The organism is Sphingobium sp. S6 (genome assembly GCF_905120495.1).
Classification (GTDB): domain Bacteria; phylum Pseudomonadota; class Alphaproteobacteria; order Sphingomonadales; family Sphingomonadaceae; genus Sphingobium; species Sphingobium agri.
In genome coordinates this window covers 501,095-527,083 of sequence record NZ_CAJHOG010000002.1, presented here as the reverse complement: position 1 = coordinate 527,083, position 25,989 = coordinate 501,095, and the positions used below count along the sequence as shown (strand labels likewise).

21 protein-coding genes are annotated in these 25,989 nt (G+C 58.2%); 12 read left to right on the top strand and 9 right to left on the bottom strand.

Annotated elements, in window-relative coordinates:
- The first annotated feature begins 89 nt into the window (after positions 1–89).
- The 3 genes from SPHS8_RS09670 to SPHS8_RS09660 all read left to right on the top strand — a co-directional run bounded on the left by SPHS8_RS09670 (position 90) and on the right by SPHS8_RS09660 (position 2,438).
- Positions 90–473, top strand: coding sequence for a hypothetical protein (locus SPHS8_RS09670; protein ID WP_201515299.1), 384 nt, complete (start codon positions 90–92; stop codon positions 471–473).
- Between the two features lie 68 nt (positions 474–541).
- On the top strand, positions 542–1,891 hold the full coding sequence (locus SPHS8_RS09665; protein ID WP_201515298.1) for a DNA modification methylase: 1,350 nt from the start codon (positions 542–544) through the stop codon (positions 1,889–1,891).
- A complete protein-coding gene (locus SPHS8_RS09660; RefSeq protein WP_201515297.1) occupies positions 1,875–2,438 on the top strand; it encodes a DUF5681 domain-containing protein in 564 nt (187 codons plus the stop codon). Before SPHS8_RS09665 ends, SPHS8_RS09660 begins: the two co-directional genes overlap by 17 nt.
- A 44-nt stretch (positions 2,439–2,482) precedes the next feature.
- Here the strand turns inward: SPHS8_RS09660 and SPHS8_RS09655 are convergent, their stop codons facing one another.
- The 4 genes from SPHS8_RS09655 to SPHS8_RS09640 all read right to left on the bottom strand — a co-directional run bounded on the left by SPHS8_RS09655 (position 2,483) and on the right by SPHS8_RS09640 (position 7,510).
- Positions 2,483–2,896 carry a hypothetical protein gene (locus SPHS8_RS09655; RefSeq protein ID WP_201531035.1) on the bottom strand — a complete coding sequence of 138 codons (414 nt, stop codon included), beginning with the start codon at positions 2,894–2,896 and terminating at the stop codon, positions 2,483–2,485.
- A gap of 116 nt (positions 2,897–3,012) precedes the next feature.
- Positions 3,013–3,582 (bottom strand): hypothetical protein, encoded by a 570-nt coding sequence (locus SPHS8_RS09650; protein WP_201515295.1) that lies wholly within the window; start codon positions 3,580–3,582, stop codon positions 3,013–3,015.
- A gap of 414 nt (positions 3,583–3,996) precedes the next feature.
- Positions 3,997–5,958, bottom strand: coding sequence for a hypothetical protein (locus SPHS8_RS09645; protein ID WP_236575063.1), 1,962 nt, complete (start codon positions 5,956–5,958; stop codon positions 3,997–3,999).
- Between the two features lie 277 nt (positions 5,959–6,235).
- Positions 6,236–7,510 carry a DUF6946 family protein gene (locus tag SPHS8_RS09640; RefSeq protein WP_201515294.1) on the bottom strand — a complete coding sequence of 425 codons (1,275 nt, stop codon included), beginning with the start codon at positions 7,508–7,510 and terminating at the stop codon, positions 6,236–6,238.
- 549 nt (positions 7,511–8,059) lie between these two features.
- Here SPHS8_RS09640 and SPHS8_RS09635 point away from each other — a divergent pair.
- Genes SPHS8_RS09635 through SPHS8_RS09620 form a run of 4 tightly spaced genes read left to right on the top strand, consistent with a single transcriptional unit; the run spans position 8,060 to position 15,329 of the window.
- Positions 8,060–9,565: an ATP-binding protein gene (locus SPHS8_RS09635; protein ID WP_201515293.1), complete on the top strand. Its 1,506-nt coding sequence runs from the start codon at positions 8,060–8,062 to the stop codon at positions 9,563–9,565.
- Complete coding sequence (locus SPHS8_RS09630; protein ID WP_201515292.1) at positions 9,558–12,311, top strand: Z1 domain-containing protein; 2,754 nt, start codon at positions 9,558–9,560, stop codon at positions 12,309–12,311. Before SPHS8_RS09635 ends, SPHS8_RS09630 begins: the two co-directional genes overlap by 8 nt.
- Complete coding sequence (locus tag SPHS8_RS09625; protein ID WP_201515291.1) at positions 12,298–13,263, top strand: PD-(D/E)XK motif protein; 966 nt, start codon at positions 12,298–12,300, stop codon at positions 13,261–13,263. The genes SPHS8_RS09630 and SPHS8_RS09625 overlap by 14 nt, the downstream gene beginning before the upstream one ends.
- 5 nt (positions 13,264–13,268) lie before the next feature.
- The gene (locus SPHS8_RS09620; RefSeq protein ID WP_201515290.1) at positions 13,269–15,329 is read left to right on the top strand and encodes an AIPR family protein; all 2,061 of its coding nucleotides are present in this window, start codon (positions 13,269–13,271) and stop codon (positions 15,327–15,329) included.
- A gap of 16 nt (positions 15,330–15,345) precedes the next feature.
- Here SPHS8_RS09620 and SPHS8_RS09615 read toward each other — a convergent pair whose 3' ends face one another.
- Entirely contained in the window at positions 15,346–16,860 is a 1,515-nt protein-coding gene (locus tag SPHS8_RS09615) for a DNA cytosine methyltransferase (protein ID WP_201515289.1), read from the bottom strand.
- Between the two features lie 65 nt (positions 16,861–16,925).
- Between SPHS8_RS09615 and SPHS8_RS09610 the strand changes: the two genes are divergently transcribed.
- Positions 16,926–17,363 (top strand): very short patch repair endonuclease, encoded by a 438-nt coding sequence (locus SPHS8_RS09610; protein WP_201515288.1) that lies wholly within the window; start codon positions 16,926–16,928, stop codon positions 17,361–17,363.
- A gap of 170 nt (positions 17,364–17,533) precedes the next feature.
- On the opposite strand, the gene SPHS8_RS09605 is transcribed toward SPHS8_RS09610, so the two are convergent.
- The 4 genes from SPHS8_RS09605 to SPHS8_RS09590 all read right to left on the bottom strand — a co-directional run bounded on the left by SPHS8_RS09605 (position 17,534) and on the right by SPHS8_RS09590 (position 21,691).
- Positions 17,534–18,784 carry a DNA methyltransferase gene (locus SPHS8_RS09605; protein ID WP_201515287.1) on the bottom strand — a complete coding sequence of 417 codons (1,251 nt, stop codon included), beginning with the start codon at positions 18,782–18,784 and terminating at the stop codon, positions 17,534–17,536.
- Positions 18,781–19,959: an HD domain-containing protein gene (locus tag SPHS8_RS09600; RefSeq protein WP_268933203.1), complete on the bottom strand. Its 1,179-nt coding sequence runs from the start codon at positions 19,957–19,959 to the stop codon at positions 18,781–18,783. Before SPHS8_RS09600 ends, SPHS8_RS09605 begins: the two co-directional genes overlap by 4 nt.
- 128 nt (positions 19,960–20,087) lie before the next feature.
- Entirely contained in the window at positions 20,088–21,236 is a 1,149-nt protein-coding gene (locus tag SPHS8_RS09595) for a hypothetical protein (RefSeq protein WP_201515285.1), read from the bottom strand.
- A 95-nt stretch (positions 21,237–21,331) separates the two neighbouring features.
- A complete protein-coding gene (locus tag SPHS8_RS09590; RefSeq protein ID WP_236575062.1) occupies positions 21,332–21,691 on the bottom strand; it encodes a DUF1937 family protein in 360 nt (119 codons plus the stop codon).
- Here SPHS8_RS09590 and SPHS8_RS09585 point away from each other — a divergent pair.
- The 4 genes from SPHS8_RS09585 to SPHS8_RS09570 all read left to right on the top strand — a co-directional run bounded on the left by SPHS8_RS09585 (position 21,655) and on the right by SPHS8_RS09570 (position 25,777).
- On the top strand, positions 21,655–23,151 hold the full coding sequence (locus SPHS8_RS09585) for a dCTP deaminase domain-containing protein (protein ID WP_236575093.1): 1,497 nt from the start codon (positions 21,655–21,657) through the stop codon (positions 23,149–23,151). The genes SPHS8_RS09590 and SPHS8_RS09585 overlap by 37 nt on opposite strands.
- A 324-nt stretch (positions 23,152–23,475) precedes the next feature.
- Positions 23,476–23,712 carry a DUF3489 domain-containing protein gene (locus tag SPHS8_RS09580; RefSeq protein ID WP_236575061.1) on the top strand — a complete coding sequence of 79 codons (237 nt, stop codon included), beginning with the start codon at positions 23,476–23,478 and terminating at the stop codon, positions 23,710–23,712.
- The gene (locus SPHS8_RS09575) at positions 23,712–24,143 is read left to right on the top strand and encodes a DUF2924 domain-containing protein (RefSeq protein ID WP_236575060.1); all 432 of its coding nucleotides are present in this window, start codon (positions 23,712–23,714) and stop codon (positions 24,141–24,143) included. Before SPHS8_RS09580 ends, SPHS8_RS09575 begins: the two co-directional genes overlap by 1 nt.
- On the top strand, positions 24,140–25,777 hold the full coding sequence (locus SPHS8_RS09570) for a recombinase family protein (protein ID WP_201515281.1): 1,638 nt from the start codon (positions 24,140–24,142) through the stop codon (positions 25,775–25,777). Before SPHS8_RS09575 ends, SPHS8_RS09570 begins: the two co-directional genes overlap by 4 nt.
- Positions 25,778–25,989 lie beyond the last annotated feature (212 nt).

Here is a 25,989-nt window from a genome sequence, read left to right as displayed (position 1 = left end):
CAATCGTATCCGATGGGAGCCGCAGGGGAGGGGGCTTCCAATCACGGAAAGGCATGGTTTAACTCTCGCGACGGGCAAGGAGGCGAGCGATGGAGGACAATGACAAACGGACCAAGAGACGAGGAAAAGGGCGGCCGCCCGCCCCGTTCAAGATTGAACGGCTGGCTATCGCCACCCACCTGATCAATCAGGGCTGGACTTTTCAGGCAGCGGCAGAAGCAGGGGTGACCTTCTACAGATATGATCGGGCCTCGGGCGAATATGTCCCGGACGATGATGTGAACGCACTCATGCCGCAGACGAAGAAGCGTCGCAGGGTAGCACTTCACCAGATTCGCAACGAACTGCTGGCACCTAAGTATCTGGGTGTTGGGCCGCCAGTGGCACATCCGCATATCCTGCCGACGCCCTTGGCATTTCGCTTGGAAACCCCGCTGAAGCGAGGCCGGCCCAAGAAAAATCGCGCACCCTGACTTTTCGCTTTATCCGTACATTTTTCTCGTTCCAATGAAGCGTCCTCCATCGAATCACGGAGGGCAATATGAGTTTACGTTGTGGAGAGTTGAACGAGATTCCGGGGCTGGGAGACAATCTCTCCGCCGCGGTTGAAATCCGGGTGAATGACCTCCGGGCATTCCCCGGCCATCCATGGAAAATCAGTAAAGCGGATATGGACCGCGCCAAGCCGATAGTCGCGCGATATGGCGACAGGGTGCTCCCGGTCCTGGTCGATGACGAAAACCACGTGATGTCTGGCGAGATATTCGTCGAGGCGGCTCGCCTTCAGGGACGCAAGACGATCAGGGTGATCAGGCAGTCCGGCCTTTCCAGTGCCGAATCACTGATGCTGGGCACCGCAATCACCAAACTTCAGACGCTGGGCGGCTGGGACGGTGCGGCAATGGAGGCGGCGCTTCGCAAGTTCGAGGAGTTCGTCGAGGATTTTTCCGCCGGTCTGATCGGCTTTGCGCCGGCAGAACTGGACCGGATCATCGGCGCCGCTTCCGGTGGGGTAGAGGCAGACACGATCCCCGCCATTCAACCGCTGCCGGTATCTCGGCCGGGGACGGTCTGGAAGTGCGGCGACCATATGGTGCTTTGTGGCGACGCAACCGATTCCGAGGCAATCCAGGCGCTGCTGGGTAGCGACACGGTGTCGGTCGCCCTGTGCGACCCTCCTTTCGGCTGCAAGATAGACGGTTTTGTCTCGAAGAAAGGCCGGCATCGGGAGTTCGTCCAGGCATCGGGAGAGATGGACGATGACGCGCTGCTGGACTTCTTCGGTAACTTCTGCCGGGCGATGGCCACGGTCCTTGCCCCCGGGGCACTTGTCTATCTTTTCATAGACTGGCGAAGTCTGCGACTGCTGCAGCAGGCGGCGGAGGCCGTGTTCGGAAAGTTGATCAACCTATGCGTCTGGGCCAAGGACCGAGCGGGCATGGGCAGCTTCTACCGCTCGCAGCACGAACTGGTTCTGCTGTTCGCCATGCCCGGTGCGCGCCATCGCAACAATGTCGAGCTTGGCCGTCACGGTCGCGATCGATCGAACCTGTGGTCGTGGCCCTGTGCCGCCTCGAGCCGGAAAGGGCGAGAGGGCGACATGCTGGGCAACCACCCCACCCCCAAGCCGGTCGAGATGATTGCGGAAGCGATCATCGACAGCAGCCTGAGCACTGAGGTCGTGTTCGACTGCTTTCTGGGGTCTGGGACGACATTGATTGCCGCGGAGCGCACTGGCCGCCGTTTCAGGGGCATGGATCTCGATCCCCTCTATGTGGATCTGGCTGTTCGCCGATGGCAGGAATGGACAGGAAGGGAGGCGACCGAAGCGGCGTCCGGTCGGAGCTTCAACGATCTCGCCAAGGAGGTTCGCCATGGCACGGAAGACTGATGATTATGAGGTCGGCTACGGCAAACCGCCCAGGCACAGCCAGTTCCCTCCCGGTGTCTCGGGCAACAAGGGGCGTCGACGCAAGACGGAGAATTCAGCCGAGATCGTGGCGAGGGTGCGCGACGAATTGGTACTGGTGAATGGCAGGCATGTGACGAAGTTCGAACTGGCGATCCAGCAGACCGTCAATCAGACCATCCGATCAGGGAAGCCTCGTGACCTTAAGCTGCTGTTCGAACTGCTAGACAAGCATGGCGGCATGCCCGAGATCGACAGGCGAGCCGAAACAGAGGCCGGCGCAGACGCTGCCTTGCAGAAGATATTCTCGGTCTTCGAGAGGACATACGATATCGACCCCGCCGATAGAAAACAGCTTGAGCACCATGGGCGAGAAGAAGTGGCGCTGATCATGTCATGCCCTCATTGTGGTCCTGAGTTGAAGGCTCGCTGGGGCGAGAAGGATCGAAAGGTCCTTTCTGCAAGGTACGGCAAGACCGGACTCCACAAGCAGGTGGAAGCCGCGCATTCAGCAAAGAAGGAAGATTAGATTTCGAAGGGCGGTGCGATCCCATTTTCCGCACCGCCCTTCCGTCAACCCTGCAGCTTCATCCCACACGCACTGGCGATTTCGGGTGCCACGACATCGAAGCCTCCAAGATCGAACTCGGCGTCCTGTACCTGCTGCCCAGCCATCCGGACCACCAGCTTTTTCGCTCCCGCGAAGGAGGCCAGCAGCTTCTGCGCGCTGCGGCTCTTGAATTCACCGGCCGCAGTACCGGTGGTGTCGATGTCCCAGAGATTGGATTTGAGCTTCTGGTCATCGATGCGCCAGATGACCATCGTCTTGGTTTGCCCGAAAAAGTTCTCGCCATCGTGACTGACCACCTGCGGCCAGTTCACATAGACCGCAAGGGCGCCTTCGCTGCAGCGGAGAGTCAAAGATGCCCGCGCCTGATAACCCAGCATGTTCAGGAGTCGGTTTGACGATTCGATACCTGCGGACATGAAACGCGATCCGGTGAGAGGGGTCCTCTCGCTTGTTACATTCCAGCGTTCATGTGCGTCGGTCTGGGCGGCTGCCGGGGTGGCAAGGATGATCGCTGTGGCGGCAACGAGCGCTCTCATGCGGCTTCCTCCCGGATGATGGTTTCCTTGCGCGGCAGCAGCAATTTTGCCACCACGCTGGCTATCTGGTTGTCGTAGGACCGGAGGGCCATCCGCTGGAGCTGGATGCGGAGCCACTCAGGCCCATAAAGGCCCCAGCCATTCGCTTCGAAATGGCTTTCGAGGATCTTAGTGTTGGCAGCGGTTGCATGGCCGTAGATCAGGCCCAGCTTCGGTGTCGGATTGCCGGCGACCGTGCCGCTCTTCACAAGCTGTTCGGCAAGGCGCCGGAGCACCATCTCGCGCAGGTCCGCGTTGACGAACATCTTGTAGCGTTGGGCATTCCGCCCGCCCGGAAGCAGGTCGCGCGCATGGACGCCCCCGCTGTCGAAATAGCTCTTGCATTCCAGCGACAGTAGTTCCCCTGTTCCTGCCTTGTAGGCGACAAGGTCGATTTCGGGGCGCGGCATGGAATGGTTGCCCAGAGCGCGCTTGTCCTCCGGGGCGAGATCGATCTTGTAGCCCTGATGCACCCAGTAGCCGTCAGCGCGCAGGACCTCAGCTACCAGTTCTTCGAATGCGTCCATCCCCCGTCGCACCTCCATCCCCGTGGGCGACGGCCTGGCTCTACACCTCGTCGTCGCACCTATGTCCTCTCGGGGCGACGGCCAGAGCCGGATGTTAGTAACCTGCTAGTCACAGGCGCATGCGCCTTTACCGTTGCCGGCTGGACATGCGCGCATGCCACCCGGCCCCAGTAAAACTGTGACCGAGCTGACTAGAGGAGGTTACTAAGCCCCGCTTCCCGCCTTTCACGGGAAGCAGGCCCACATTGCTCGACTTGGAACGTCAGGCAAGTGGAATGTCAGGAAAATGAAGGAAGAAGGGCCTGCGCAGGCCGCCCAAAAGTCGGCACCACGCGTCCATTGGCGCCCTTCCCTCCAGGATATTTCACATGAACGGATTAGGGTGCGGTAATAAGCCGCACCCCTCTTGAGATCTCAAGCGGCTTCCCAGACCTGGTTGAGGATCCGGGCGGCCATCGCCGCTTTGTCCTGCGGCAGGAACCGCCCATAATGTTTCGCTACCATCTCCGGGGTGTCCTGAATGGCATAGCTTGCCTGTTCATAGGAGCCGGTATGCTTGAGGATGTGGGTGGCGAGAACGTCCCGCACATTGTGCGGTCCATGCGGAAGCAGACCCTTTATCGCCCGTCGCTCCGTGTAGGGATTGAAGACGCCGTAGCGCTGGATCGTGAGCCTCCACGCCTCATAGAAAGTGTTCTGGTTGTATGATGCGTCGCGGCTGGACCTCTTGACCGTTTTGATGAAGAAGGTGCCGGGGTCATCCGCGCCGTTCAGCAGGACCAGACGATGGCGCTCGATATAGGCGGCGATATGATCGTAGAGACCGCCCAGATCAGGCAGCACAAGCCGGAAGGGCTTCCCGGCAAAGAATGATGAATGCGCGTTCTTGAACGCAACCGCTGGAACAAGAACCTCCCATCCCTGATCGCGCTCGCTCCAGCGGAGCTCTCCCCGCTTCAGCGATTCAAGCTGGCGTTCCGTACGCGGCAAACTCCCGCGCGGACAGACCAGCAGTTGCCGAAGGTTTTTCTGCCGCAGGCCCAGGTGAAGGCCCAGGCGAATGAGCAGGTAGGAACGGGCCGTCTCCGCCGCCGCACGCGGATAGCGCCGCCCATCCGGGCGCAACTTCAGTATCTCGTCGGCGATCTTCAGATACTCGGCGACCGGACTTGGAGCTTCGAGGATGGGCAGGATCGGCTCGAAGGGATCGCGGTGGATCCGCGCCACGCGGTCGATTTCCTTCACGCGGGCACCTGCATGTGCATGGAGAATATCGCATGTCCCCGGCCAATCGGCACGGGCAGCTTCGATATCCTCCACCGATACAAGACCGTCTATCGGCACGAGGCGCGAAGCAAGCTCCGGATGCTGACGCAGCCATCCTGTTTCCTGGCGGACGAGCGCCATGGCATTGCGCAGCATGTCGCATTCCCAACGGGTGAAAAAGCCACGCCGACGCTCGCGCCACTGGACATACCAGTCCCAGACCCGGGGAAATATGAGCATGGCGAAGGATATGTTTCCGAGCGGAACGCCATGACCCTGCACCTCCCCGCTGGGTGAAGCCGCCAGGGCGCCAAACATGAGGCCGAAATGTTCGATCTTCTGTGCAGTGGTTTCTTCGTTCCACACGCCGATGCGCTGAAAACCGATGTCCGTCAGCGTGGCGGTCTTGAAGCGAACAAGCTCGTTCAGTTCCGCCACAAGACGGGGCGGTGCATCCACCACCCCAACATGGTCGACCTGATCATCGAGATCAGACAAATCTTCAGGCTCCGGCGACGTCCTGATCTTCCTGCCCGTCAGAGAGGGGAAGCGGACGGCGTAGCGCAGCTTCATGGCCTGCGCTTGGAAGCGGCGATATTCTGTGGCACCGGAAATCACCACGTTCTGAACCCAATCCAGGATCTTCGCCTGTTCCTTCAGCGGCCTTGAATTGAAATCGTCAGGCAGATGCCAGGCCAGCCGACGCTGCTCGGCCCGGGACATGCCCGTCACCATCAGTCCAGAAGCCGCCCGCGCCGGATTGGGCAGCTTCGCCTTGAAATAGCCCGGAGGCAATCCGTAGCGCTGCTCGATCCGCGCGAGAATTTCGAAGCTGGTGGCGCTTTGGGGAGTGCGGCGGCCCTCCGTCCAGGATTGCAGCGTTGCACGATCCAGCTTGTCCCCAGGGCGAATAATGCATCGGTGAAGCTGATAATAGCTTTCTGAGAAGCGCCGCAGATGCAGAACGAATGCTTCACGAAAGGTGGGTGGATCAACCCATTCTGTGAAAGCCGGGGTGGGATATTCAATTATCGGCAGCGCCTTGCGCCCGCGCTTTGATGAAGTGCACTGTTGCTTGTCGCCGTTGGTCCGGCGCATTGTCGTCGGCATTTTAGAAGAGTTCCAGATTATTGTCATGATCCAGCTCAAGCTGGGCGCGCCTCATACAGGCGTAAGCGGATGACAACATGGGCCGGTCTCATCCCGGGCGGCTTGGAGCGGCTCGGCTGCGAGGTGCTCCAGCAGCTGGCGGCACCCCGACGACCAATACCGCTTTCTCGAAGGTGTCGCTATGCAGGAGTCGGTCCGGCTCCGCGAGGTGGAAACGGCGGGCGTCACCCTACAACCGTGATTGTCCGGTGCCAAAGCGGATGGCCGTGAACGTTACTCAGGGAATGAATATGCCCTTCGGGTCGGCAAAGCTGGCAATCCTGCGTTCGGGATTTTCGTGCCAGCCAATGTTGAACGCCCAGTAGGTCGGAAAGAACTGCAGCGTCGAATAGGGCAGATTCTCGTGTATCCACCGGGCGATGATCTGCCAGTCACCTGAACTCTGATGCTTTGCCCAGAAGGCGGGAACGACCACGCAGGCGGTGGCGCCCATATGGCCATTGGCGTCGAGCCGGTCCCAGATATGGCTGGCGAAATTCGCCTCGTTGGAAGCACAGGTGTAGCCTTGCTTCTTCTGGCGCTGCATGGCGTTACAGAAGCCGTTCACCTCGCTGGAGCGATAGGCGGATCTGATAGCCAAACGACCCCAATGATCCTGCAGCGGTTCGAGCAATTCCTCGCAGAGACGGCTGCCCGCCCTGATGGCAAGTTCAGGATCGTCGGGAGCATTGTTCAACCCGTGGATCATCGCGACCTCGGAATGAAGCATCTCCCGCATGAAGAAGGATTTCGACAGCTGAACACGTCCCAGTTCGGTAAGCGCGGGCACGGTTCTTGGTGTCCCCAGCCTTTTGAACGGTCCCCCGACCTCTTCTGAAACCCAGCCCAACCTCAGTGTGATTCCGTCGCAATTGCGCGAACGGGTAAGAGTGTTTGACGCTGCCTCACCAAGCTCCATCGCATGGGCAAATGCCTGATAGTCCTCGAACCATGAGCGTTTGGGACAGAAGCTCTGGACGATCATGGCAGCTTCGGTCGCGCAATATCGCTGCGCCTCGAGAAGGGCAGCCGCTGTCCTGTGGATCAGCTGATAGCGGATGTGATCGACCTTGCCGGGGTCGAGGCCCAGCATCCCGCACAGGTTGGCCAGTCTGCGCCAACGAGTGGCCGGGTCGGTTTCGCCTTTTTCCAGCCATTCCTTCACTGTAGGTCCGAAGGTCTCGTCGACTTTTGCCTCGATGGCGAGAACAGCAAGGCGGTCGCGGAGCCGGACAATCGCCATAAGATCGGTCTGGGTCGCGCGTTCACCATCCCCCAGATCGGTCGATCGCTCAAGGAAGGCATCAACGAGAGTTGCCCCCGAAAGCACCGGGTCGCCCGAAATTACCGAGGCAATCGAAGAAGGTATGCCGTTCGCGCCGAACCACGAATCCGCGACCGACTTGGCCGACCGCCCTGGCTGCCAGTGTGTCGGAGATCCAAGATGTGGAATGACATCTTCCGGCCGCTTGATCGGCACGTGAACCCTGGGGAGGATGGGACCGTTCAGCATGGCGGAAAGTGTTCCCTGCTGTTCCGTGGAAGTCAATGCTCGGTCGAAACGAAATCGCGGCACCTGCTACGAGCGTGGACGTCGAGCTACGCTCCTCCATCAACAGATATCCGATCATGAAACTTTCGAGCCGGACGGGTGGAAACCATGGGCGATTGGGCACTTGATCTCAGTTGTAGGTTGGGGAGCCCTTTTCAACTCGTTTCCCGCCTGTCATGAAAGGGGAAAACGGGGCGCATGGGGTAGTCATCTTCAGGGGGCACTTTTGGCTGCGCGCATGGCGAAGCTGGACCGCATTGCGCGGCTTGCACATCTTCTGGCCCAACCGGCCAAGGGACTGATTCCTGACAAAGTGGCTCTGGAAATGAGCAGTGGACGAGCGGAGGTCCCAAGGGTGTCATGCGGGGCGGACTGATACTTGCGGCCAGCGTCAGTGAGCCTGCAGCGATAGGGTCTGCCGGGCATGCATGGCATCAGTGATTCGGTAACGGATCATCGCCATGGATAAGTGGCTGGTTTGAGGGGGTTCTCATTGATGGAAAGTACGGCATGAAGCTCTCCGATGCTGCGGCAGCGAGGAAGGCCGATGCCACACCTCATGCCTCCGCCCTGATCGAGAGCATGAGGGATATCGGCTATTCGCTGGATACTGCCCTTGCGGACATCATCGACAATTCGATCACTGCACGGGCGGGGCGCATCGACATCCTTTCCGACACGACAAGCGAGATGCCTGCGATCGGAATACTCGACAATGGTTCCGGCATGACCGAGGCGCAGCTTGTGGAGGCGATGCGGCCGGGCAGCAGAAATCCCCTTGATGATCGTGACGAGAATGATCTCGGCCGCTTCGGGCTGGGGCTCAAGAGCGCCAGTTTCTCCCAATGCCGTCGATTGACGGTGCTCACCCGGCGTGATGGTCAGTCCTGGTGTGCTGTCTGGGATCTGGATGAGGTCGCGCGGACAAACGAATGGACAATCAGCGTCCATCGTGACCTTTCCGTGGTTCCATGGTCGGATCGCCTGGGCGAAAGCGGCACTCTGGTTGTCTGGCAGGAGCTCGACCGACTGTCGGGCGGGATCACCCGCGACTCCGCACGACGGGCCGATCACATGAACAGGGCAATCGCCCAGGCCGAACGGCACCTTCGTCTGGTCTTCCATCGTTTCATGGAAGAGGGAGCGAAGCCGGTCTCGATATGGCTCAATGGCAGACGTCTGCAACCGATCGATCCCTTCGCGCGAAAGCATCCGGGGCATCAGGAAGACCCCGAAGACCGGCTTCAGCTCGCGGGTGGAATGGTAACATTCCAGTGCTTCACCCTGCCTCACCACAAGGCAATGGCGAAACAGGAATGGGACGAGCTGGGAGGACCGGAGGGGCACCTTCGGTCCCAGGGCTTCTACATCTACAGGGGCCGCAGGTTGATCATAACCGGCAGCTGGCTGGGACTGGCTCGCCAGACCGAGCTGACAAAGCTGTGCCGCATACGGGTCGATATCCCCAACACCATGGATGCTTCGTGGAAGATCGACGTCAAGAAGGCATCCGCGCAACTCCCGCCTGCCGTCAGGGACCGGATGCGTCATATCGTCGAACGATTTTCCCAGACCTCGAAACGCACCTATCAGCGTCGGGGACAACGCCTTGTCGATGAGCATCGCATGCCTGTCTGGCAGCGCATGCAGAAGGATGGTGTCATCGTATTCCGCCCCGATCCCGAACACCCGGCCCTTGCCGGCTTTGCCGAAAGTCTGCCGCCGGAGCTCCGTCAGGGCTTTGCGAACTGCATATCGCTGGTCGGCGCCTCGCTGCCGATCGAGGCTCTTCATGCCGACTTTGCCGGAAGTGCGGAAGAAATCCGGGCAGATGAAGTGGACGCCGCCACGATCCGCCAGACGCTGGAAGCGATGGTCCCGAGACTGGTCGCCCAAGGCTGTGATCGCGAACAGGTGGATACGGTTCTACGGCAGCTGGAGCCCTTCCGCAGCGCGTGGAACGTGACCGAAGAACTGCTTGATGAAATGATGAAGGACCCCACGGACGATGACTGAGACTCTCGTGCTGCTGGACACCATGGTGTCCCAGCTGGTTGCCAAGCAGACGCCTCCCACGCCCGAGAGCATCCGCGATGCGGTCACTACCATGCGTATCCTGCCGACATTCTCCGGAGTGTCCGACGAAGATGCCGAGATGCTGGCGCGTGAGCTCGAGGAACGGGTCGGCATCAGCATGGGTCTTGGCGCGATCGTCGAGGATCAGGAATTCAAGCCCTGGCTCCATGATGCGAGAGCGAAAGGCCTGATCGACCCCTATTACTGGAAGCGCTACGAGCAGCTTCTCCGCTCGAAGCGCATGCCACGCGATGTCATCATCGCCATGGACGAGGTTACCGACCGGGTCCTCGACAGGATGGGCAACCCTGGAGAAAATTCGGCGTGGGAGCGCAAGGGCATGGTGGTGGGCCATGTCCAGAGCGGCAAGACGGCGAACTATACCGGGCTGATTTGCAAGGCAGCCGATGCGGGCTATCGCCTGATTGTCGTCATCGCCGGCATCCACAACAATCTGCGCAATCAGACCCAGGCGCGGATCGACGAAGGCTTCATCGGACGCGATACGGGACGCCTCGAGCAGGGGAAAGGCAAATCGAGACCACGGACGATCGGTGTCGGCAATTTCGATGATCGCAGGGTTCCGGTCAGCCTCACCAACACGATCAAGGATTTCAACAAGGCGACGGCTACCACCAATACCAGCCAGATTTCCTCCTATGCCGTGCCGGTCGTTCTCGTCATCAAGAAGAATTCGCGCACTCTGGGGAATCTGGTCGACTGGCTGAAGGAGCACAGCGTCAGCCGGGGATCGGAGATGGTCGATCAGCCGATGCTGCTGATCGATGACGAAGCGGACAACGCTTCCATCAACATCAAGTATGGCAAGGACGAGGTTTCCAGGATCAATGGCCAGATCCGCGAGCTGCTCGGCCTGTTCAACCGCAGCTGCTATGTCGGATATACGGCGACGCCCTTTGCCAACATCTTCATCGATCCGGATTCGGAGGACGAGGTTGGCAAGCAGGATCTCTTCCCGAGGCATTTCATCATCGGACTTGATGCGCCGACAAACTATTTCGGCCCCCGCAAGGTGTTCATTGACGGGATGCCTGACGATGGATCACCGGAATATCTGCGCTATATTACCGACAACGAGGATGTCCTGCCGCTGAAGCACAGGATCAACCATCCTGTCGATGAACTTCCGGACAGCATGGTGACTGCGCTACGCGCTTTCATCGTTGCCCGCACGATACGCAATCTACGTGGGCAGGCGGGCCAGCATGCTTCGATGCTGGTGAACGCTTCGCGGTTCACGGGCGTCCAGAACCTGTTGCGCAACCGGTTGCACGAGATACTCGAACGCATCGAGAGTGCTGTCAGGGTCGATGCCGCCAAGGGCGAAGGTGCACTGTCCAATCCCGAAATTGCCGCGCTGAAGGATTGCTGGGAGACGGAATATTCGGACGCCTTCCCCACTTGGCCGGAAATCCAAGCCAATCTCCTGCCCGTTCTTGCTTCTGCGTCCGTGGTTGCCGTCAACAGCGCGTCGCCAGGAGCACTCGACTATGACAACGCGGGTGAAACCGGTCTCACTGTGATTGCGGTGGGAGGATTTTCCCTGTCCCGTGGCCTCACCCTCGAAGGCCTCACCGTGTCCTACTTCCTGCGCAACTCCATGATGTACGACACGCTCATGCAGATGGGCCGCTGGTTCGGCTACCGCTCGAACTATGAGGATGTCTGCCGCGTCTGGATGCTGGAGGAGGCGGCTGGCTGGTACGCGCACATAGCCGAGGCCACGGAGGAATTGCAGGCTGAACTCAAGCGGATGGAACGCGCCAAGGCCACTCCGGAAATGTTCGGCCTTGCTGTCCGCAGCCATCCCAGCGCCCTTCTGGTGACAGCACGCAACAAGATGGGGTCGGGCGAAAAGCATGTCATGATCGGACTCTCGAACAATTTTGTCGAGACGACGAAGCTGTCTGCAGACCCTAGCTCGATTGACCGTAACAGGAGGGCGGCGCTCCGGTTCATCGAGGCCATGACCGCAGCAGGTCATGGCCCAAGCTCGGAAGAGAGCGTTTCGGGCGGCAAGCTGCTCAGGCGGGTGCCAGTCCGGCTGGTGGACGATTTCCTGAGAGAATATGACAACTGCCGGGATTCCGTGCTTTCCGATACGGGGCCGATCAGGAAGTATATCGCTTCCCGGTCAGAAGACGAACTGACCGAATGGGACATTCTTCTGGCGAGCCGGCGCGAGAATGGAGAGCGGCTTTCCAGAAGGGTGGGTGACCGGGATATCGTGCCTCTCGAACGATCGATCGGACCGGCGGAACTGAAGAGCGGCATTCTGGCCATCAGCGGCAAGAGGTCCAGGGTTGCCTCGCGCGGCGTCGAGAAGACCGGTGTTGAGCCGGAAAGTGCCGGGCTGGCTGAGAGTCAGTACCGCAGGGACGAAAAGAAGGCCGAAGGTGAATCAGTCAACTATCCCGACTGGATTTATCGCGCAGTGCGCGAACGGCCGCTCCTTGTGCTCTTTCATCTCGAAATAAAAAGGGAGAATATAGATCTAGAGGGGCAGGCAACTCTGCCTGATGAAGCTGTTGTTGCCTGGAGCATCAGCTTCCCCAAATCTTCCCGACCAGACCAGAAGGTGGAGTATATCTTCAACACGACCAAGCTGCGCGAGCTCTTCGGCGAGGATGATACGGACGAGGATGACCGCGATGACGAGGATTGAGCATCCGTGGGAAGGACTCGTATCCGGGGGCGTTGATGCACGCCGTGTCGATTCCGCTGGGCGATGGGATTTCTTCTGGTGGGTATCCGAACGCGGCGAGCCAGCCCTGATCCTTCGACTGGCCGCCGGTACCGAGGAAATCATGCCGCTGCCGAAGATGCGCAGCCTGGATCTCCGGTATCGGGACATTCCGGGTACACGGGCGCTTGTCATTGTCCTCCGGGAACCAGAGCAGTGCGAGCTGTTCGCGACGCTTTGTCATGATGTGGTGAAGGCAGGGGAGGCGGCTTCCACGGCGAGGGACGCACTGGCCCGATCGATCCGCAGGACGTTGCGGTGGCATCATCTTCTGCGCAGCGGGCGTTCGTCACGTCTTTCGATCGAGGAACAGCGCGGCCTAGTCGGAGAGCTGCATTTTCTGTCACATCTCTGCGATCTCGTCGGCCCCCGGGCTGCGATCGAGGCGTGGAAGGGACCGGAAGGATCCGCGAAGGATTTCGAGATTGGCAGGTGCCTGGTGGAGGTCAAGGCGAGAAGAGGTGCTGCGCGTCCGCACGTGCAGATATCCTCGGAGGACCAACTGGCGGATGTCGATGGTGCGCGCCTGTTCCTGCGTGTCTGCGATGTAGACGTCGCATCCGGACCGTCAGGCACGACCCTGACCGACCACGTGCTTCGGGTGGGCGCGCGCTTTCTGGAGGGAGATCTTGTAGCTCTCGAGATGTGGGAAGCCGCGATCGAGGCGGCAGGCTTCGATGCTGACGACGACTATTCGGATCGTGGCTGGATTGTGGGAAGGACGCAGGATTTCGAGGTGGAGGACAATTTTCCTCGGGTTCCTGTTCCCCTGCCTTCAGGTGTGGGTTCCGTCCGCTACACAATTGCGCTCGATGCATGCCAGCCCTTTGCGGTCGAGACTGGCCTGATCGAGGCCGTGATCAGGGGGGATTGAATCGCATGGAGGAACTTGGGGACTTTCACCGGGAGCTCATCGCCGACGTCCAGGGTGATGCGGATGCCATGGGGCTGATCACCGCCGAGGCGTTTCTCGAGAAGATCGGCGATATTCTCGATGAGGCGGGCGAGGTTTCGTCACTTGGTCTCTGCTATTTTGACGGGAAGGACGGAACGAAACCGCTTCATGTTGATGCCTATGGCTGGGATCAGGACGACGAGGAAGGTGTGCTGACAATGGTCGTATGCGATTTCGTGCTTTCCGACGAGCCGAAGTCGATAGGCAAGGACGAGATCAACAATCTCCTGAAGCGCCTCGCCAACTTCATCGTCGCCGCCGTGAGGCAATCCTTTCGCGAAGGGCTCGAGGAAACCAGCAAGGGGTTCGTTCTCGCCGATCTGATCGCCCGTTCCTGGAAGAAGATCAGCAAGATCAAGCTGCTTCTCGTGACCAATCGGGTCAACAAGGCAAGAACGGACGCCCAACCGATCGGGGAGATCGGGGGCATTCCTGTCACCTCGAATGTCTGGGATCTGTCGCGAATCCAGCGGTTCGTTTCTTCGGGGCAGACCCGCGAAGACCTGGTTATCGATTTCGCCGCGGATTACGACGGCGCGATCCCCGTTCTCAAGACCTCCTTCGATGGCGCTCCTTTCGAAAGCTACATCGCGGTCATCCCCGGCACCCAGCTCGCCGCAATCTACGACAAGTGGGGGGCCCGTTTGCTTGAGGCCAACGTGCGAAGCTTCCTCCAAGCCCGCAACAAGGTGAACCGGGGGATTCGTGACACGATCCGGGACCAGCCGGAAATGTTCTTCTCCTACAACAATGGCCTCACGGCCACGGCCGACGCGGTCGAGATTTCGGATATGGGTGAAGGCCTTTTCCTGATGTCGGCTGAAAATCTGCAGATTGTGAACGGAGGGCAGACCACGGCATCGATCCATGCCGCGAGAAAGCTCGATCAGCTCAAGGACGTGTTTGTCCAGATGAAGCTGACCATAGTCCCACCTGAACGGACCGAGGAGATCGTTCCCCGGATATCGGAATTTGCAAACAGCCAGAACAAGGTGAACGCTGCGGATTTCTTTGCGAACCATCCGTTTCATGTGCACATGCAGGAGTTCTCCCGGCGCGTTCTCGCTCCGGCTGGAGATGTTCATTATCGCGAGTCCAAATGGTTCTACGAGCGGGCGCGCGGCCAGTTCGCAGATGAGCGGGCCAAGCGTTCGCCTGCGGAGCGCAAGCGCTTTGATGCCGAGTTTCCACGCACCCAGTTCTTCACGAAGACGGATCTGGCGAAGTTCGAGAACTCCTGGCGTTGCAAGCCGCATATCGTGAGCCGTGGTGCGCAGAAGAATTTTGGCGAACTGGCCAAGGTGATCGGCGAAGAATGGAGCGACGGCAAGGCAGGAGCAGACCGGTTTGACGAGGTCTGGTACAAGCGCCTTGTTGCCAAGGCGATCATCTTCCGGAACCTGGAACGAGTGGTGCCGGCCCAGACCTGGTATGCGGGAGGTTATCGCGCCAACATCGTGACCTATGCCCTTGCCAAGGTGGTCCACGATGCCGAGGCGAAAAAGCGTACCATCGACCTTGATCAGGTCTGGAGGATGCAGCGCGTCCCGGTGACCCTGGAGAGGGCGTGCCTGGTCGCAGCCGAAGCGGCCAATGAGGTGATTACCAATCCCCCGACGGGTATCCGCAACATGAGCGAATGGGCGAAGCAGCAGGCGTGCTGGTCCCAGCTTTCTGCACGCTTGCTCACATATGAACGAGAATTTCACGACACGTTGATCGACCCATCGGAGGCCCGCGACTTCAAGAGGGACCAGCGGCGCGAACGTGTGGAACGTGACAGTATCAATGCCCAGGCCGAGGTCGTTCTGCAGGGCGGAGAATACTGGTCGAACGTTCTGGCGTTCGGCAAATCGATCGGCAAGCTCAATCCCAAGGAGCAATCGATACTGGGCGTATGTGCGCAGATCCCGGGCAAGCTTCCGTCGGAAAGCCAGTCCCGGGCCGCTCTCCAGATAGTGACCCGGCTGGAGGCATTTTACTGACGGGTACCTCGCTCCGTCAGCTGCTCAACATGTCTGCCACCAGCTGGGCGATCTGTCGGGCGAGCAGCGGCGGGACGGCATTGCCGACCTGCACATATTGCTGTGTTCGGTTGCCCTCGAAGAAGTAGTTGTCCGGAAATGTCTGCAATCGGGCTGCTTCCCTGACGGTCAGGCTGCGGCACTGCGCCGGATCGGGATGGATGAAGTAATGACCATCCTTGGAGATGTGGCTGGTCACCGTCGTCGATGGTGCTTTCCAGTGCTGGACGCGGAAACGGTCGGCGAAATGGCCGCTCTGCCAGTTGCTGTGGTCGGGAGCCAAGGCAGCCGGAAATTCTTCCGCCTTGGGCGAGCGATCGAATTTTTCCGCGAAGGTCGCTGCAAATGCATAACGCGCCAGATCGCTCTCCATGTGTCCGCGGCTTTCGTGATTGGGCAGAGTTGGCAATCGTTCATCCGCGAGCCAGGCGCCCAGTCTGTTGTCCTTGATCGGTGTCACCTGCTGGCTGGATCGCGGAAGCATGTTTTCCGCAGCTTCGAGATGCCGGGCATGTTCGGAAAGCGTCTTGGCGACGTCGTTGAGCCAAGTGCCGTCATTCCGGCATGCTGATGCGGCAGTACGGAACGCGGATACAGCCGCGGCGCGCCAGTTGTCGGGGGTGTCGGGACTCCGGCTCAATCCGCTGCGCAATGCCGGCATGCCGGTCAGGACGCTTGCGACCGTGGTTCGGCTTCCCGGTTCCAGTGTGCGACCGAACGTGAAAGCGGGGATACTGGCAAGCACGTCGCTCCGGATGCCCAGGAGGATCACGCGATGCCTGCACTGGGGGATGCCGAAGTCCTCGCTCCGGATCACGCGACCGGCATGTCTGCCCTTGGCCCCCTCCACGAGAGGAAGGAGAGTATAGCTGTCGGGTGTTCCGCCTGCTGCCCTCAGGTCGTTCAGAACCCGCTCGAAAATGCTTTCACCCTTCACCTTGGAGGACAGCATGCCTTTCACGTTTTCCATGACGAAAGCGATCGGCTGAAGGCGACCCAGGATGCGGATGTATTCGCGATACAGGAAATGGCGATGGTCTGCCGCGGGATCGTAATCCTTGATACCCCGGTTCCGGGCTCGCCCGACCAGCGAATATGCCTGACAGGGAGGCCCGCCTATGACGATCGTGTCACCATCGGCCTCTTTCCTGATGCGATCGAGGCGGGGATCCAGTGTCTGCTGGGCATCTTCGGTCCCCAGTTCGAGCATGGCAGTTTCGTTTTCCGCAGTCTTCCATTCCTCCGGATAGCGATCGGCCAGCGCCTGTCGGGTGATCTCCCCAGCCAGATACCGGTAGTAGCAATCCGGCAGTGCCGTGAACTGGCGGGTAAAGGCTCGCAGCCGCAACGTTGCGAAGGCAGACGGCTCCTTCTCGACCGAAAGCGCAATATCGAAGATCCGTTTGCCTTCTGCGTTGCGCAGGGACGAAAACCCTTCGGCTAGGCCGCCGGGCCCCGCGAACAGGTCTACAGTCTTGAAGCTGCGGCTCATCTATCCGAAATCCCCCATGCGTCGTCCTCATACCAGGGCGGACCGAACTAGCCAGAGGAAAAGGAATGGTTGACATTGTCGATGCGGCTACACGCTCCAGGATGATGGCAGGCATCCGGGGGAAGAATACCGGTCCGGAAGTCAGCCTCAGGCGTGCCATGCATGCTCGCGGTTTCAGATATCGGTTGCATGTCCGGTCGTTGCCGGGGCGGCCTGATCTGGTCTTTCCTCGCTACAAGGCCGTCGTGTTAGTCCACGGATGTTTCTGGCACCGGCATGAGGGATGTCGCTATGCCACTTCGCCCGCGACCCGGCCGGAATTCTGGACAGAAAAGTTCGCGACCAACATGGCGCGGGATCGCAGCAATGAAGGAAGGCTTCTGGCCGCCGGTTGGCGAATTGCAGTTGTATGGGAGTGTGCTCTGAGGCGATCGATCGATGAGGTCGCGGGACAACTGTCTCGCTGGTTGCAAAGCCAAAGCCATGACCGGCTGGAGCTTTAGCGTATTTAAAAAATGGCCCACAGCATTGGTGATATTTATCGTGCCATAAATGTTATCCAATAAAGTAAACAAGATTAAAAATTACGGCTAAGAATTGCAGGAAAGGCTAAGGGGCAATTTAGTTCGCACACTGAAAATCGTGCCTCGCAAATACTTGTGATCCAAAGCGTTCAAGCAGCCGCGAAAGCTAGGATTGTTTCCTGTTTTATCGAAGTCCACGATTGTCTTGTATGTGATTGATGGATGGATCTGTCCTGTTCGAAAAATAGGTGCCAACCTAGTTTGTCCATTGCTGACTTCAAATCATCCTCACCTACTCGTCGACCTGTATCCTTATGCGGAAGGACCAAGCATATGGTACCATCCGGCTTTAACCAAGTGATTTGGTTTGTTAAAGCTTCGCATAACTGCCTTGACCAGTCCGTCCTGCTAACATTTTTAAATCGCTTGCGACGCGCTCCTATTTCGCTTGAAACCAATCCTTGAATCGCGGCATCATCATAGCCTAGAATATAGAGCGAAAGGCGCTGAGCTAGCGTGTAGTCTATCGCATCTGCATACGGGGGTGAAGTCAAAAGAAGGTCGGCATCTCCCGGACCCATTTCATGAGATTTTGACCAATCTCGAATATGAATATTCGGTTTAGTGATAGATAATTCGTGTCCAAATCCATCAGCCATTGGCAGCAGTAGAAACGCTCGTGTCCGCTTCAGCCATCGCGTTGTTGCAGAGTGAATATTTTGCGGAAGCATTTCTTTAGGTCGCACATTGTCCGCGATATGTCCCCAGCTGGCATGTTGCGAACTGGCGCCTCGCGCCGTCGCGGATATCATACAGAGGCCCAGCAATCGAATATACGCGCTGTCGGAGTTATTTATATTGTCAATAAGAAGTGAAAGATCTGTAAGTGTTTCAGAAGCAATCCAATCCTTGAGTAAATTCCATTGCGGAGGGCCAACCACCAATTTATCAAGCAACGCTTTCGGAGTTGGCGAGCACAAAGTTTCCACCAACGTCTCAATATACTGGCCATTGATGGCTTCTTCGCTATCGCTAAATAAGTCATCATTGCGCCCGATCGCGCGACCAAGCGTTCCAAGTGTGGCAATAGCGCGATCTTTATCCGCTCGCCTCAATGCCAGCAGCGAATTCGTCACATAAGCCACGAGCAATGCCACCGGATTGACATCTGCTATGTGACATGAGCGTCCCATGCGCATCGCCGACCAACCAGTCGTGCCGATACCGCCATATGGATCGAACACAATACCTCCGGGGGGAGTGAGCGCTTCGATAAGTGAATCGCTCAACGCGGGCACGAACGTTCCGGGATACCAGTGAGGCGGCGCAACATACCCTACCCTCGGTGAAGCGAAGTCCCAATCGATGGCTTGAAGAGTGCGAAGAACTGCGCCTTTCATACCAGCAACCTGGTATCGTCTGATGGGACGCTGAGCGGGTCGGGCGCCAAGCTAATGTTAGCAAGCCCCTTCCCTTCCAAGACCACCTTTATCACTTCACAAGCCCGCAGGCGCTCCGATGGCGTCAACCCAGTGGCGCGGGCGTTTTCGACGAACACCCCCACCAATAAATTAGAGCTGTCATGGCCGACGATTACATCTTCCTCAGTTTTCAAGACGCGAAACGCAATTGACCTGCAGGTCTTTTTCTTGTCAAGAATGTAATGCACACAAACACGTAGCTTATGCAATCCTGCTCCGGTCAAGCGCTCTTCAATCACATGTTCAAGTTCGCGCTTGGCCAGAGCTTCTGAAAGTTGCGAGTAATCGCTGACGGTCGGAGACTGCCAAACGGCAATGCATTCGAACAGGTCGCCGACTTTTAATCTTTTGATCAACTGCCCGATGACTTGATGCTCGCCGACGCTTCGATCATGAAGGTTTTCGAGCAGCTCTTCGTCCGTGAGCCGCCAATCATCGGGGCCGAGAAGTTGTGCCGCAACTGCACGCTCGACGGCGAGGGTGAGCATCGCCTTTGCAGCAAACTCTCCTCGATCAAGCAGCAGATATTCGTAGAGTTCTCGACGAATTTCGAACCAGCGTTCAAAAAGTGGGAGGGCGGCTCGAGGCGCGGCAAGCCCGTCGTCGGTCGGCTCGAGCATAGGCGCAAGGGAGCGTGGCAAATCCCGATCTGAGTCACCGCACAAACCCATGTGGAAGGCGAGCCGCACAACATTGTCTAGGTTATCTAGATCGAGCGTACCTGAGATGATTGGCCCCAACGCCCCCCTTCCTTCAATTGCCGTGAAAACATCCGACGCCAAATCTCCTAGAAGATCGCTGGTTATGAAGCGGCGGCCTGAGAAACTGGCCGCCCAAGCAGAGCGCTGAAGAAATCGGGTGCGCACGCCACTTGCGAGATTCGTGTGCTCGAACCTTTGCTCAAACGGATTGTCCTCCATCACATATTGAAACGAGTGCCCGAACGGCCCGGTTTGGATGTCGTGCAAAAGCGCTGCAGCCCGAACGACCTCAACCTGACGCGTCGAAAGCGACCGAGATGCGGCCCAAAGATTCGCGAGGTGGTAGACGCCCACGCAATGCTCGAACCGCTTCGGCTCGGAGGCGCCTGTCAGGAAAAGTGAATTGATATTGCAAAGGCGGACGTAACGCAGTCGCTGAAACTCGGGCGAGAAAATGAGCGCCCACGTCCGATCGTCGATCGAAATTGGGCCATAAAGTGGATCAAGGAATCTCTGCTTGGTCAGTTCAACGCCTCCTCAACGGCAAGCGCCCCCATCAACGCCGCCTGTAGCAATCCCCGGGCATGACCTGATGTGTCGCCAGCGGCGAAAACACCGGGAATCCCCGTTGCGAGTCGACCGGGCTGTGAAAACACCGGCCAATGCCAATCGAAGAGGGGATAGTGCACTGCGTAGCGGGTTGGAAGAGCCACCAACCCCGATGCACTCAGGCTTTTTACGAATGCCTCAATTTGATCGATCACCGTCTGCCCCAAAATTTGGCGGGCATCCTCCGTCCAACCAAGATCGAGCCCATTGCCCTTCAAACGGAAAGGCGGGTGCTGAAATGACTGGGCTAGACTGCGCAGGCGCTGCAGTTCCCGATCTCTGTCCTCCAGACGCAGGAGTATCCCGACGTTGGACTCCGTGCCGTCGGACTCTGCGACAATCCCTCCCGGCAGACTGAACCCTAGGCCAGGATAGTGAAAAATCCGCCCCGGCGAATTTAAGCAAAAGGTGCGCACCCCGTGCGCCATGAACTTCGCGTCAGGTCCAAGTTGTCGTAGGCCCGCCAACGGCCTGCATGAATCAAAGCCCAAGCGAATTCCAACGTCGATACCTTTGCCGGCGGTCTGAGGAATTCCCGCTTTTTCCAGCAGTTCAGCGCCAAGCCGGCCGGCCGCAACGATCAGGCGGCGGCCCCAAATTTCCCGACCGCCCGATAGGGACACCTTGAAGCCGTCCCCCTCATCGATCGCCAAACGAGTAACGGTTTCCCTCAGGATTTGGGTTTCCAAAAGTCGCGTGGCCAAAGCCTTAAGCAAATCGTCCATTCGACGGGGCGATAACAAAACGGAATGATAGTTTCGATATGCTAGGTCGCGTTCGAAAGCTACCTCGTGACCCGCAATTTCAACATCAGTCAGACTGAACTCCGGAAAGCCCAAGCCGACAAACTCCGCGCAAAGTTGCCGGTAGCGATCGATCAGGCATTCATTGCCCCCCACAATCGCGGACAGACCAGTGCCAGCTGGGAAGAGCGAAAATTTCGCACCGGAAAATGGTGCAAATCCACCGAGCTCTCCAGGAGTACCGGGAACGCCACCGTCTATGAGTACTGCCGACAATCCCCCAGCCTCAGCTCGTGCGGCGGCCATGAGGCCGGCCATCCCACCCCCCACAACAACTATATCGAACTCAACCGCCATCGCGCCACTGCCCCCACTTTCCAGCCTACACTGCTGCGGCGTCCATTTTTGAAAATTCACTCCCCGTCAATTGGGCGCGGATCTACAAATGACACCGGCTTGCCCATAGCCTCGAACAGGGCAATCTCACGGCGGACCCCATTGCTGGTCTCCCAGTTCGGTAACCTGAGTACGACCAACTCATCGCACGCCTCAGCCAACTTTTCCTCTATCGAACGCCAATAGCTTCCACCCGCATCTAGGTCGCGCTGGTTTAGCAGTTCGATTGCTTCGTGATTCATGGCAATCGGGCATATAGTAAGTCGTCCATCGGCGATGAAATCCGCCAACACCATCTGACATTGGAAGACCCTGCGCCTCCGCTCGACGGGATCGGGCGTTGAATAAGGCGCGGACAGATAAATCACATTTGGCATCACAATCCGGGGGCCGAAAAGATGAGCGCTCCATCGATCGCGCGCAACGCCGGCATGCGGCAGAGCGCGGTGAAGATATCTTCTGTCGCACGATTGCGTGGACGATGATAGGGAAGCCCGGTTCCATGAGGGGGGGCACAATGCTTATCGTTCTTGTTGGTGCTCGCGGTGCCGGAAAGACCACGCTAGCCAAAACGCTGGATAATGCCGGCATCACAGCGCTCAAGCCGACAACGACGCGGGCGCCGCGATTTCCCGGCGAAGACGAATACGATTTCGTAACACGGTGGATCGATTCCAGATACGCATGGAAAATCGGAAACAATCCGTTTTATGGAATGCGAAAAACGGAGGTCAACAAGGCCGTTTCACAAACATGCGTAACCGTTTTCGATCCGATCCATTTGAATGTCTTCGAGAGCGTCCGCGGTTCTCTGGGCACAGAAACGATGACCATCGGCCTGAACACCATTGCCGATTTGAACGAACAGCATGCACGGGTCAACAATGACCCGAAGCGCGTGATGAACCAAAATGAGTTTGATGAAGTTCTCAAAATTGTCTCCGAATGCGACGTTGTTTTATCTGGAAACGAGTTTGTCGTGGCGGCGGCGATGGAAAGCCTGGTTAAACTGATCAATGGTCGCGGAGGAGTTGTTACCAAGGATTACCTAATGCCGCTGATGAGGGCTGGTGTCCTTCTGACTGGAGCCGACACTTCCAAAATTCAAAGCGCGAGTTACGATCTTAGGGTGGGAACTGAAGTTCTTTGCCAAGGTAATTTAATCGAGTTGAGTTCCAGCAACCCTCGGTTTGAAATTCCGCCGTATTCCTACGCCATTGTGAGCGCGCTCGAATATGCAAATCTGCCGCCATGCGTTATTGGAAGATTTGATCTTAAAGTTAGCTTTTTCTTTGAGGGCGTAATATTATCAAATGGCCCTCAGGTCGATCCTGGCTATAAAGGCGCTCTTTTTTGTATGCTATATAATGGAAGTGGTCAGCCCAAGCTTCTGACCCTTGGAAAGCACTTTGCTACGATCGATTTTACAACTGCTACGAGCGTGACTGAAGGCTACAAGCAAAAATATCAATTAAAACAAAAGATGGATCAGTTTTTGACGGATAGCGCCGCCACCGGCAGTGGTGGCGAAATAGTTGGTTTAATCGACAGAAAAATTGGTAAAGTCGATCAGAAAGTTAAAAATATCCAATTTAATTTTTGGGCAATAACTGCTGCCTTTCTTACGCTGGCAGTTGCTGCCCCAGCGCTCACTATTCCAATTGCATGGATAGAAATTGATAAGCTGCGTGCAGAACGCCTAGCGATGGAAGAGGCTCAAAAGAAGGCTTCCAGTATGCTTGCAGTCGCCGCCAAAGAGCGGTCCGATTTCAAATCTCTGATGCAACCGAGGATTCGTGGCCAGCAGGAACATCCGGCCGGCTCGGCCGCGAAATGATTTGAGAGGAGCGCCTCGCTTTTCCAATCTCAGAGTTGTTTGCTGTCGGCGACTGGCCATGACCTGAGCGGCCGATAGGTGCAGGCAACGGCGTTGGATCGATCCGTCGATCTGACCGGCAGGTTTCGGCATTTTCCAACTGAAAGCTGCCCGATCGTAATTTCCAACAAACCCGACATTCCCCTCGACTTCTGTGACACACCAAGCATTGGTGTTGTCACTGAAATCGCAGCCGCTGTGCGGCTAAAGCCCTGACCGATGCAATTGGCAGGGCTTCGGGTGGTGGAAGCGGCGGAGGGCCGCTCCACGTCAGGAGACAACCCGATGCCCGATACCATCGAAATCAAACCCGCCCCCAAGCAGCACGTCAGCAAGATTAGCCTAGTCCTCGAACTGCTGTCACGGGCAGATGGCGCGACGATTGAACAGATCGTGGAGGCAACCGGGTGGCTTGCTCACACGACCCGCGCAGCTCTGACTGGCCTCAGGAAGAAGGGGCATGTCATTATCAGCGAGAAAAGGGAAGGTGCGGGACGCGTGTACCGCGTGGAAGCCGTCTGATGGCCCGTAGGCCCCGCATAACTCTTGAACGGCTTGCCGAGCTACCACTTGAGGGTCTTAAAGTGGAGTGGGCGCGTTACTACGGCGCGCCCGCTCCCAACATGTCAGCTGACCTTCTACGCTTGGGTATCGGCTACAAGTTGCAGGCACAACGGCTGGGCGCGGTCAAACGATCGACCAAGTCGCTGCTACGACAGATTGCGGCAACGCCCAACGAGGATAGGACAACGAAGCCCATGCCACGCAAGTTGACCGTGGGCACCCGGCTGGTACGCGATTGGCATGGGGTCGGCCACACGGTGATCGTGCTCGACGAAGGCTTTGAATACAACGGGCAGCGCTGGAGATCGCTGACGGCCGTGGCCAAGGCGATCACCGGCACGCATTGGAACGGCAATCGCTTCTTCGGGCTGACGGAGCCCAGGAAGTGAAATCGCTGAGCTGTGCGGTCTATACTCGCAAGTCCACTGAAGATGGGCTGGAGCAGGAGTTCAACAGCCTCGATGCCCAGCGCGAAGCTTGCGAAGCGTACATCCTCAGCCAACGTCACGAAGGCTGGAATCTCGTTCCAAGTCACTATGACGACGGAGGCTTCTCCGGAGGCAACATGGAGCGCCCTGGTCTCAAGGCATTGCTTGGCGATGTTGACGCCGGGCTGGTTGATGTCATCGTCGTCTATAAGGTCGACCGACTGACCCGCAGTCTTGCCGACTTTGCCAAGATCGTCGAACGGCTCGATGCGAAACAGGCCAGTTTCGTATCGGTAACGCAGGCATTCAACACGACTACCAGCATGGGACGGCTGACGCTGAATGTCCTGCTGTCGTTTGCCCAGTTCGAGCGCGAAGTCACCGGGGAACGCATCCGCGACAAGATCGCTGCCTCGAAGAAGAAGGGCCTGTGGATGGGCGGGCCGGTACCGCTCGGCTATGAGGTGGTCGAGCGCAAGCTGATGCCGGTGCCGGAGGAGGCCGAGCGGGTCAGGACGATCATGCGACGCTACCTCGAGACCCGGTCGGTACCGGCTTTGCTCGAGCAGCTTCGAGCGGAAGGCGTCGTCACCAAGGTGCAGCGCCGGGTAAGCGGTCCCCATCGCGGCGGCATCCCGTTCCGGCGGGGTAGCCTGTTCTACCTGCTCAAGAATCCGGTTTACCGGGGTAAGATCGTCCACAAGGGCAACGCCCATGACGGGGAGCACGAGGCGATCGTGGACGAGGATCTATGGGAGCGCGTCCAGATGCAGCTCCGAGAGAAGGCCCCTTCGCGTAAGCGACCCAAGAATGACCGACAGAACGCGCTGCTCGTTGGTTTGCTCGTCGATCGGCACCGACGGCAAATCGTGCCGACTTATACCGCCAAGGGAACTCGCCGCTACGCCTATTACGAGACTAGGAAAGATCTTGCTCGCCCTGCCGATCCGCCGTCGACCCGGTTTACGCAGGGCCTGCTCGACGGCCATGTTCTGCATCATCTTGGCCTTCTGCTCGGTGATGATCATGGCTTGCGTCGATTGGCGAACCTCGAACAGGCCGACCTGCTCCGCGCCATGTTCGAGGGAGCCAAACTCCTCGCTACGTGCCTCGCGCGGCCAAGCGATGCACCGGCTGCGGTCCGATCACTGGTCGCGCTGATCAAGGTGGAGAGCAGCAGTCTTGATCTTACCCTCAAGCCCGCCGCTCTCGGTCTCGCCAATCAGCCATGTTGGCGTTTCAGTATTCCCCTTCCGGCCCGTAAGCCGTTCCGCGAAGCAAAGCTGAGGATCGATGGCGGAAAGCCGGGAAAGCCAGTGAAAGACGACTTGCTCGTACTGCTGTCTGACGCGCACACCGCTCTGGAGCTTGTCCAATCCAACCCTGAGCTCAGCCTTCACCAAATCGGCAAGCGCGAAGGGCGCTGCCGGACCCATCTCGCTCGCCTCCTGCGCCTCGCGTGGCTCAGCCCGCGGATTGTCGAAGCGATCGTCGAGGGTTCCCAACCCCAGAATTTCAATCGCCAACTCCTCCTCGCGGCGAACCTGCCGATCGAATGGGCTGAGCAGGAGCGGCTGTTCGGCTTCGCTGGCTGATCGCCTAACCATCAAGCAAACTGCAGTGAAGCCGGGCTATTCTCGACAGAGAATCTGGCCGTTCTTGTGCTGCCAACCGAGGGTGAAATCGCGTCTCTGGCTTCAGGCCGGAAAGGATGCACCGCGAAATGCCGCGGAACCGCGCCATATTCACGCGGGATGCCCCCGAGGGGTGAATTTGGTTTGCTTTGAGAATTGAATGGTGCTCTCGA

What these genes read in the sequence shown, in the direction of transcription:
- SPHS8_RS09670 (WP_201515299.1), top strand. Translation starts at nt 90, where the DNA reads ATGGAGGACAATGACAAACGGACCAAGAGACGAGGAAAAGGGCGGCCG.
- SPHS8_RS09665 (WP_201515298.1), top strand. Translation starts at nt 542, where the DNA reads ATGAGTTTACGTTGTGGAGAGTTGAACGAGATTCCGGGGCTGGGAGAC.
- SPHS8_RS09660 (WP_201515297.1), top strand. Translation starts at nt 1,875, where the DNA reads ATGGCACGGAAGACTGATGATTATGAGGTCGGCTACGGCAAACCGCCC.
- SPHS8_RS09655 (WP_201531035.1), bottom strand. Translation starts at nt 2,896, where the DNA reads ATGTCCGCAGGTATCGAATCGTCAAACCGACTCCTGAACATGCTGGGT.
- SPHS8_RS09650 (WP_201515295.1), bottom strand. Translation starts at nt 3,582, where the DNA reads ATGGACGCATTCGAAGAACTGGTAGCTGAGGTCCTGCGCGCTGACGGC.
- SPHS8_RS09645 (WP_236575063.1), bottom strand. Translation starts at nt 5,958, where the DNA reads ATGCCGACGACAATGCGCCGGACCAACGGCGACAAGCAACAGTGCACT.
- SPHS8_RS09640 (WP_201515294.1), bottom strand. Translation starts at nt 7,510, where the DNA reads ATGCTGAACGGTCCCATCCTCCCCAGGGTTCACGTGCCGATCAAGCGG.
- SPHS8_RS09635 (WP_201515293.1), top strand. Translation starts at nt 8,060, where the DNA reads ATGAAGCTCTCCGATGCTGCGGCAGCGAGGAAGGCCGATGCCACACCT.
- SPHS8_RS09630 (WP_201515292.1), top strand. Translation starts at nt 9,558, where the DNA reads ATGACTGAGACTCTCGTGCTGCTGGACACCATGGTGTCCCAGCTGGTT.
- SPHS8_RS09625 (WP_201515291.1), top strand. Translation starts at nt 12,298, where the DNA reads ATGACGAGGATTGAGCATCCGTGGGAAGGACTCGTATCCGGGGGCGTT.
- SPHS8_RS09620 (WP_201515290.1), top strand. Translation starts at nt 13,269, where the DNA reads ATGGAGGAACTTGGGGACTTTCACCGGGAGCTCATCGCCGACGTCCAG.
- SPHS8_RS09615 (WP_201515289.1), bottom strand. Translation starts at nt 16,860, where the DNA reads ATGAGCCGCAGCTTCAAGACTGTAGACCTGTTCGCGGGGCCCGGCGGC.
- SPHS8_RS09610 (WP_201515288.1), top strand. Translation starts at nt 16,926, where the DNA reads ATGGTTGACATTGTCGATGCGGCTACACGCTCCAGGATGATGGCAGGC.
- SPHS8_RS09605 (WP_201515287.1), bottom strand. Translation starts at nt 18,784, where the DNA reads ATGAAAGGCGCAGTTCTTCGCACTCTTCAAGCCATCGATTGGGACTTC.
- SPHS8_RS09595 (WP_201515285.1), bottom strand. Translation starts at nt 21,236, where the DNA reads ATGGCCGGCCTCATGGCCGCCGCACGAGCTGAGGCTGGGGGATTGTCG.
- SPHS8_RS09590 (WP_236575062.1), bottom strand. Translation starts at nt 21,691, where the DNA reads ATGCCAAATGTGATTTATCTGTCCGCGCCTTATTCAACGCCCGATCCC.
- SPHS8_RS09580 (WP_236575061.1), top strand. Translation starts at nt 23,476, where the DNA reads ATGCCCGATACCATCGAAATCAAACCCGCCCCCAAGCAGCACGTCAGC.
- SPHS8_RS09575 (WP_236575060.1), top strand. Translation starts at nt 23,712, where the DNA reads ATGGCCCGTAGGCCCCGCATAACTCTTGAACGGCTTGCCGAGCTACCA.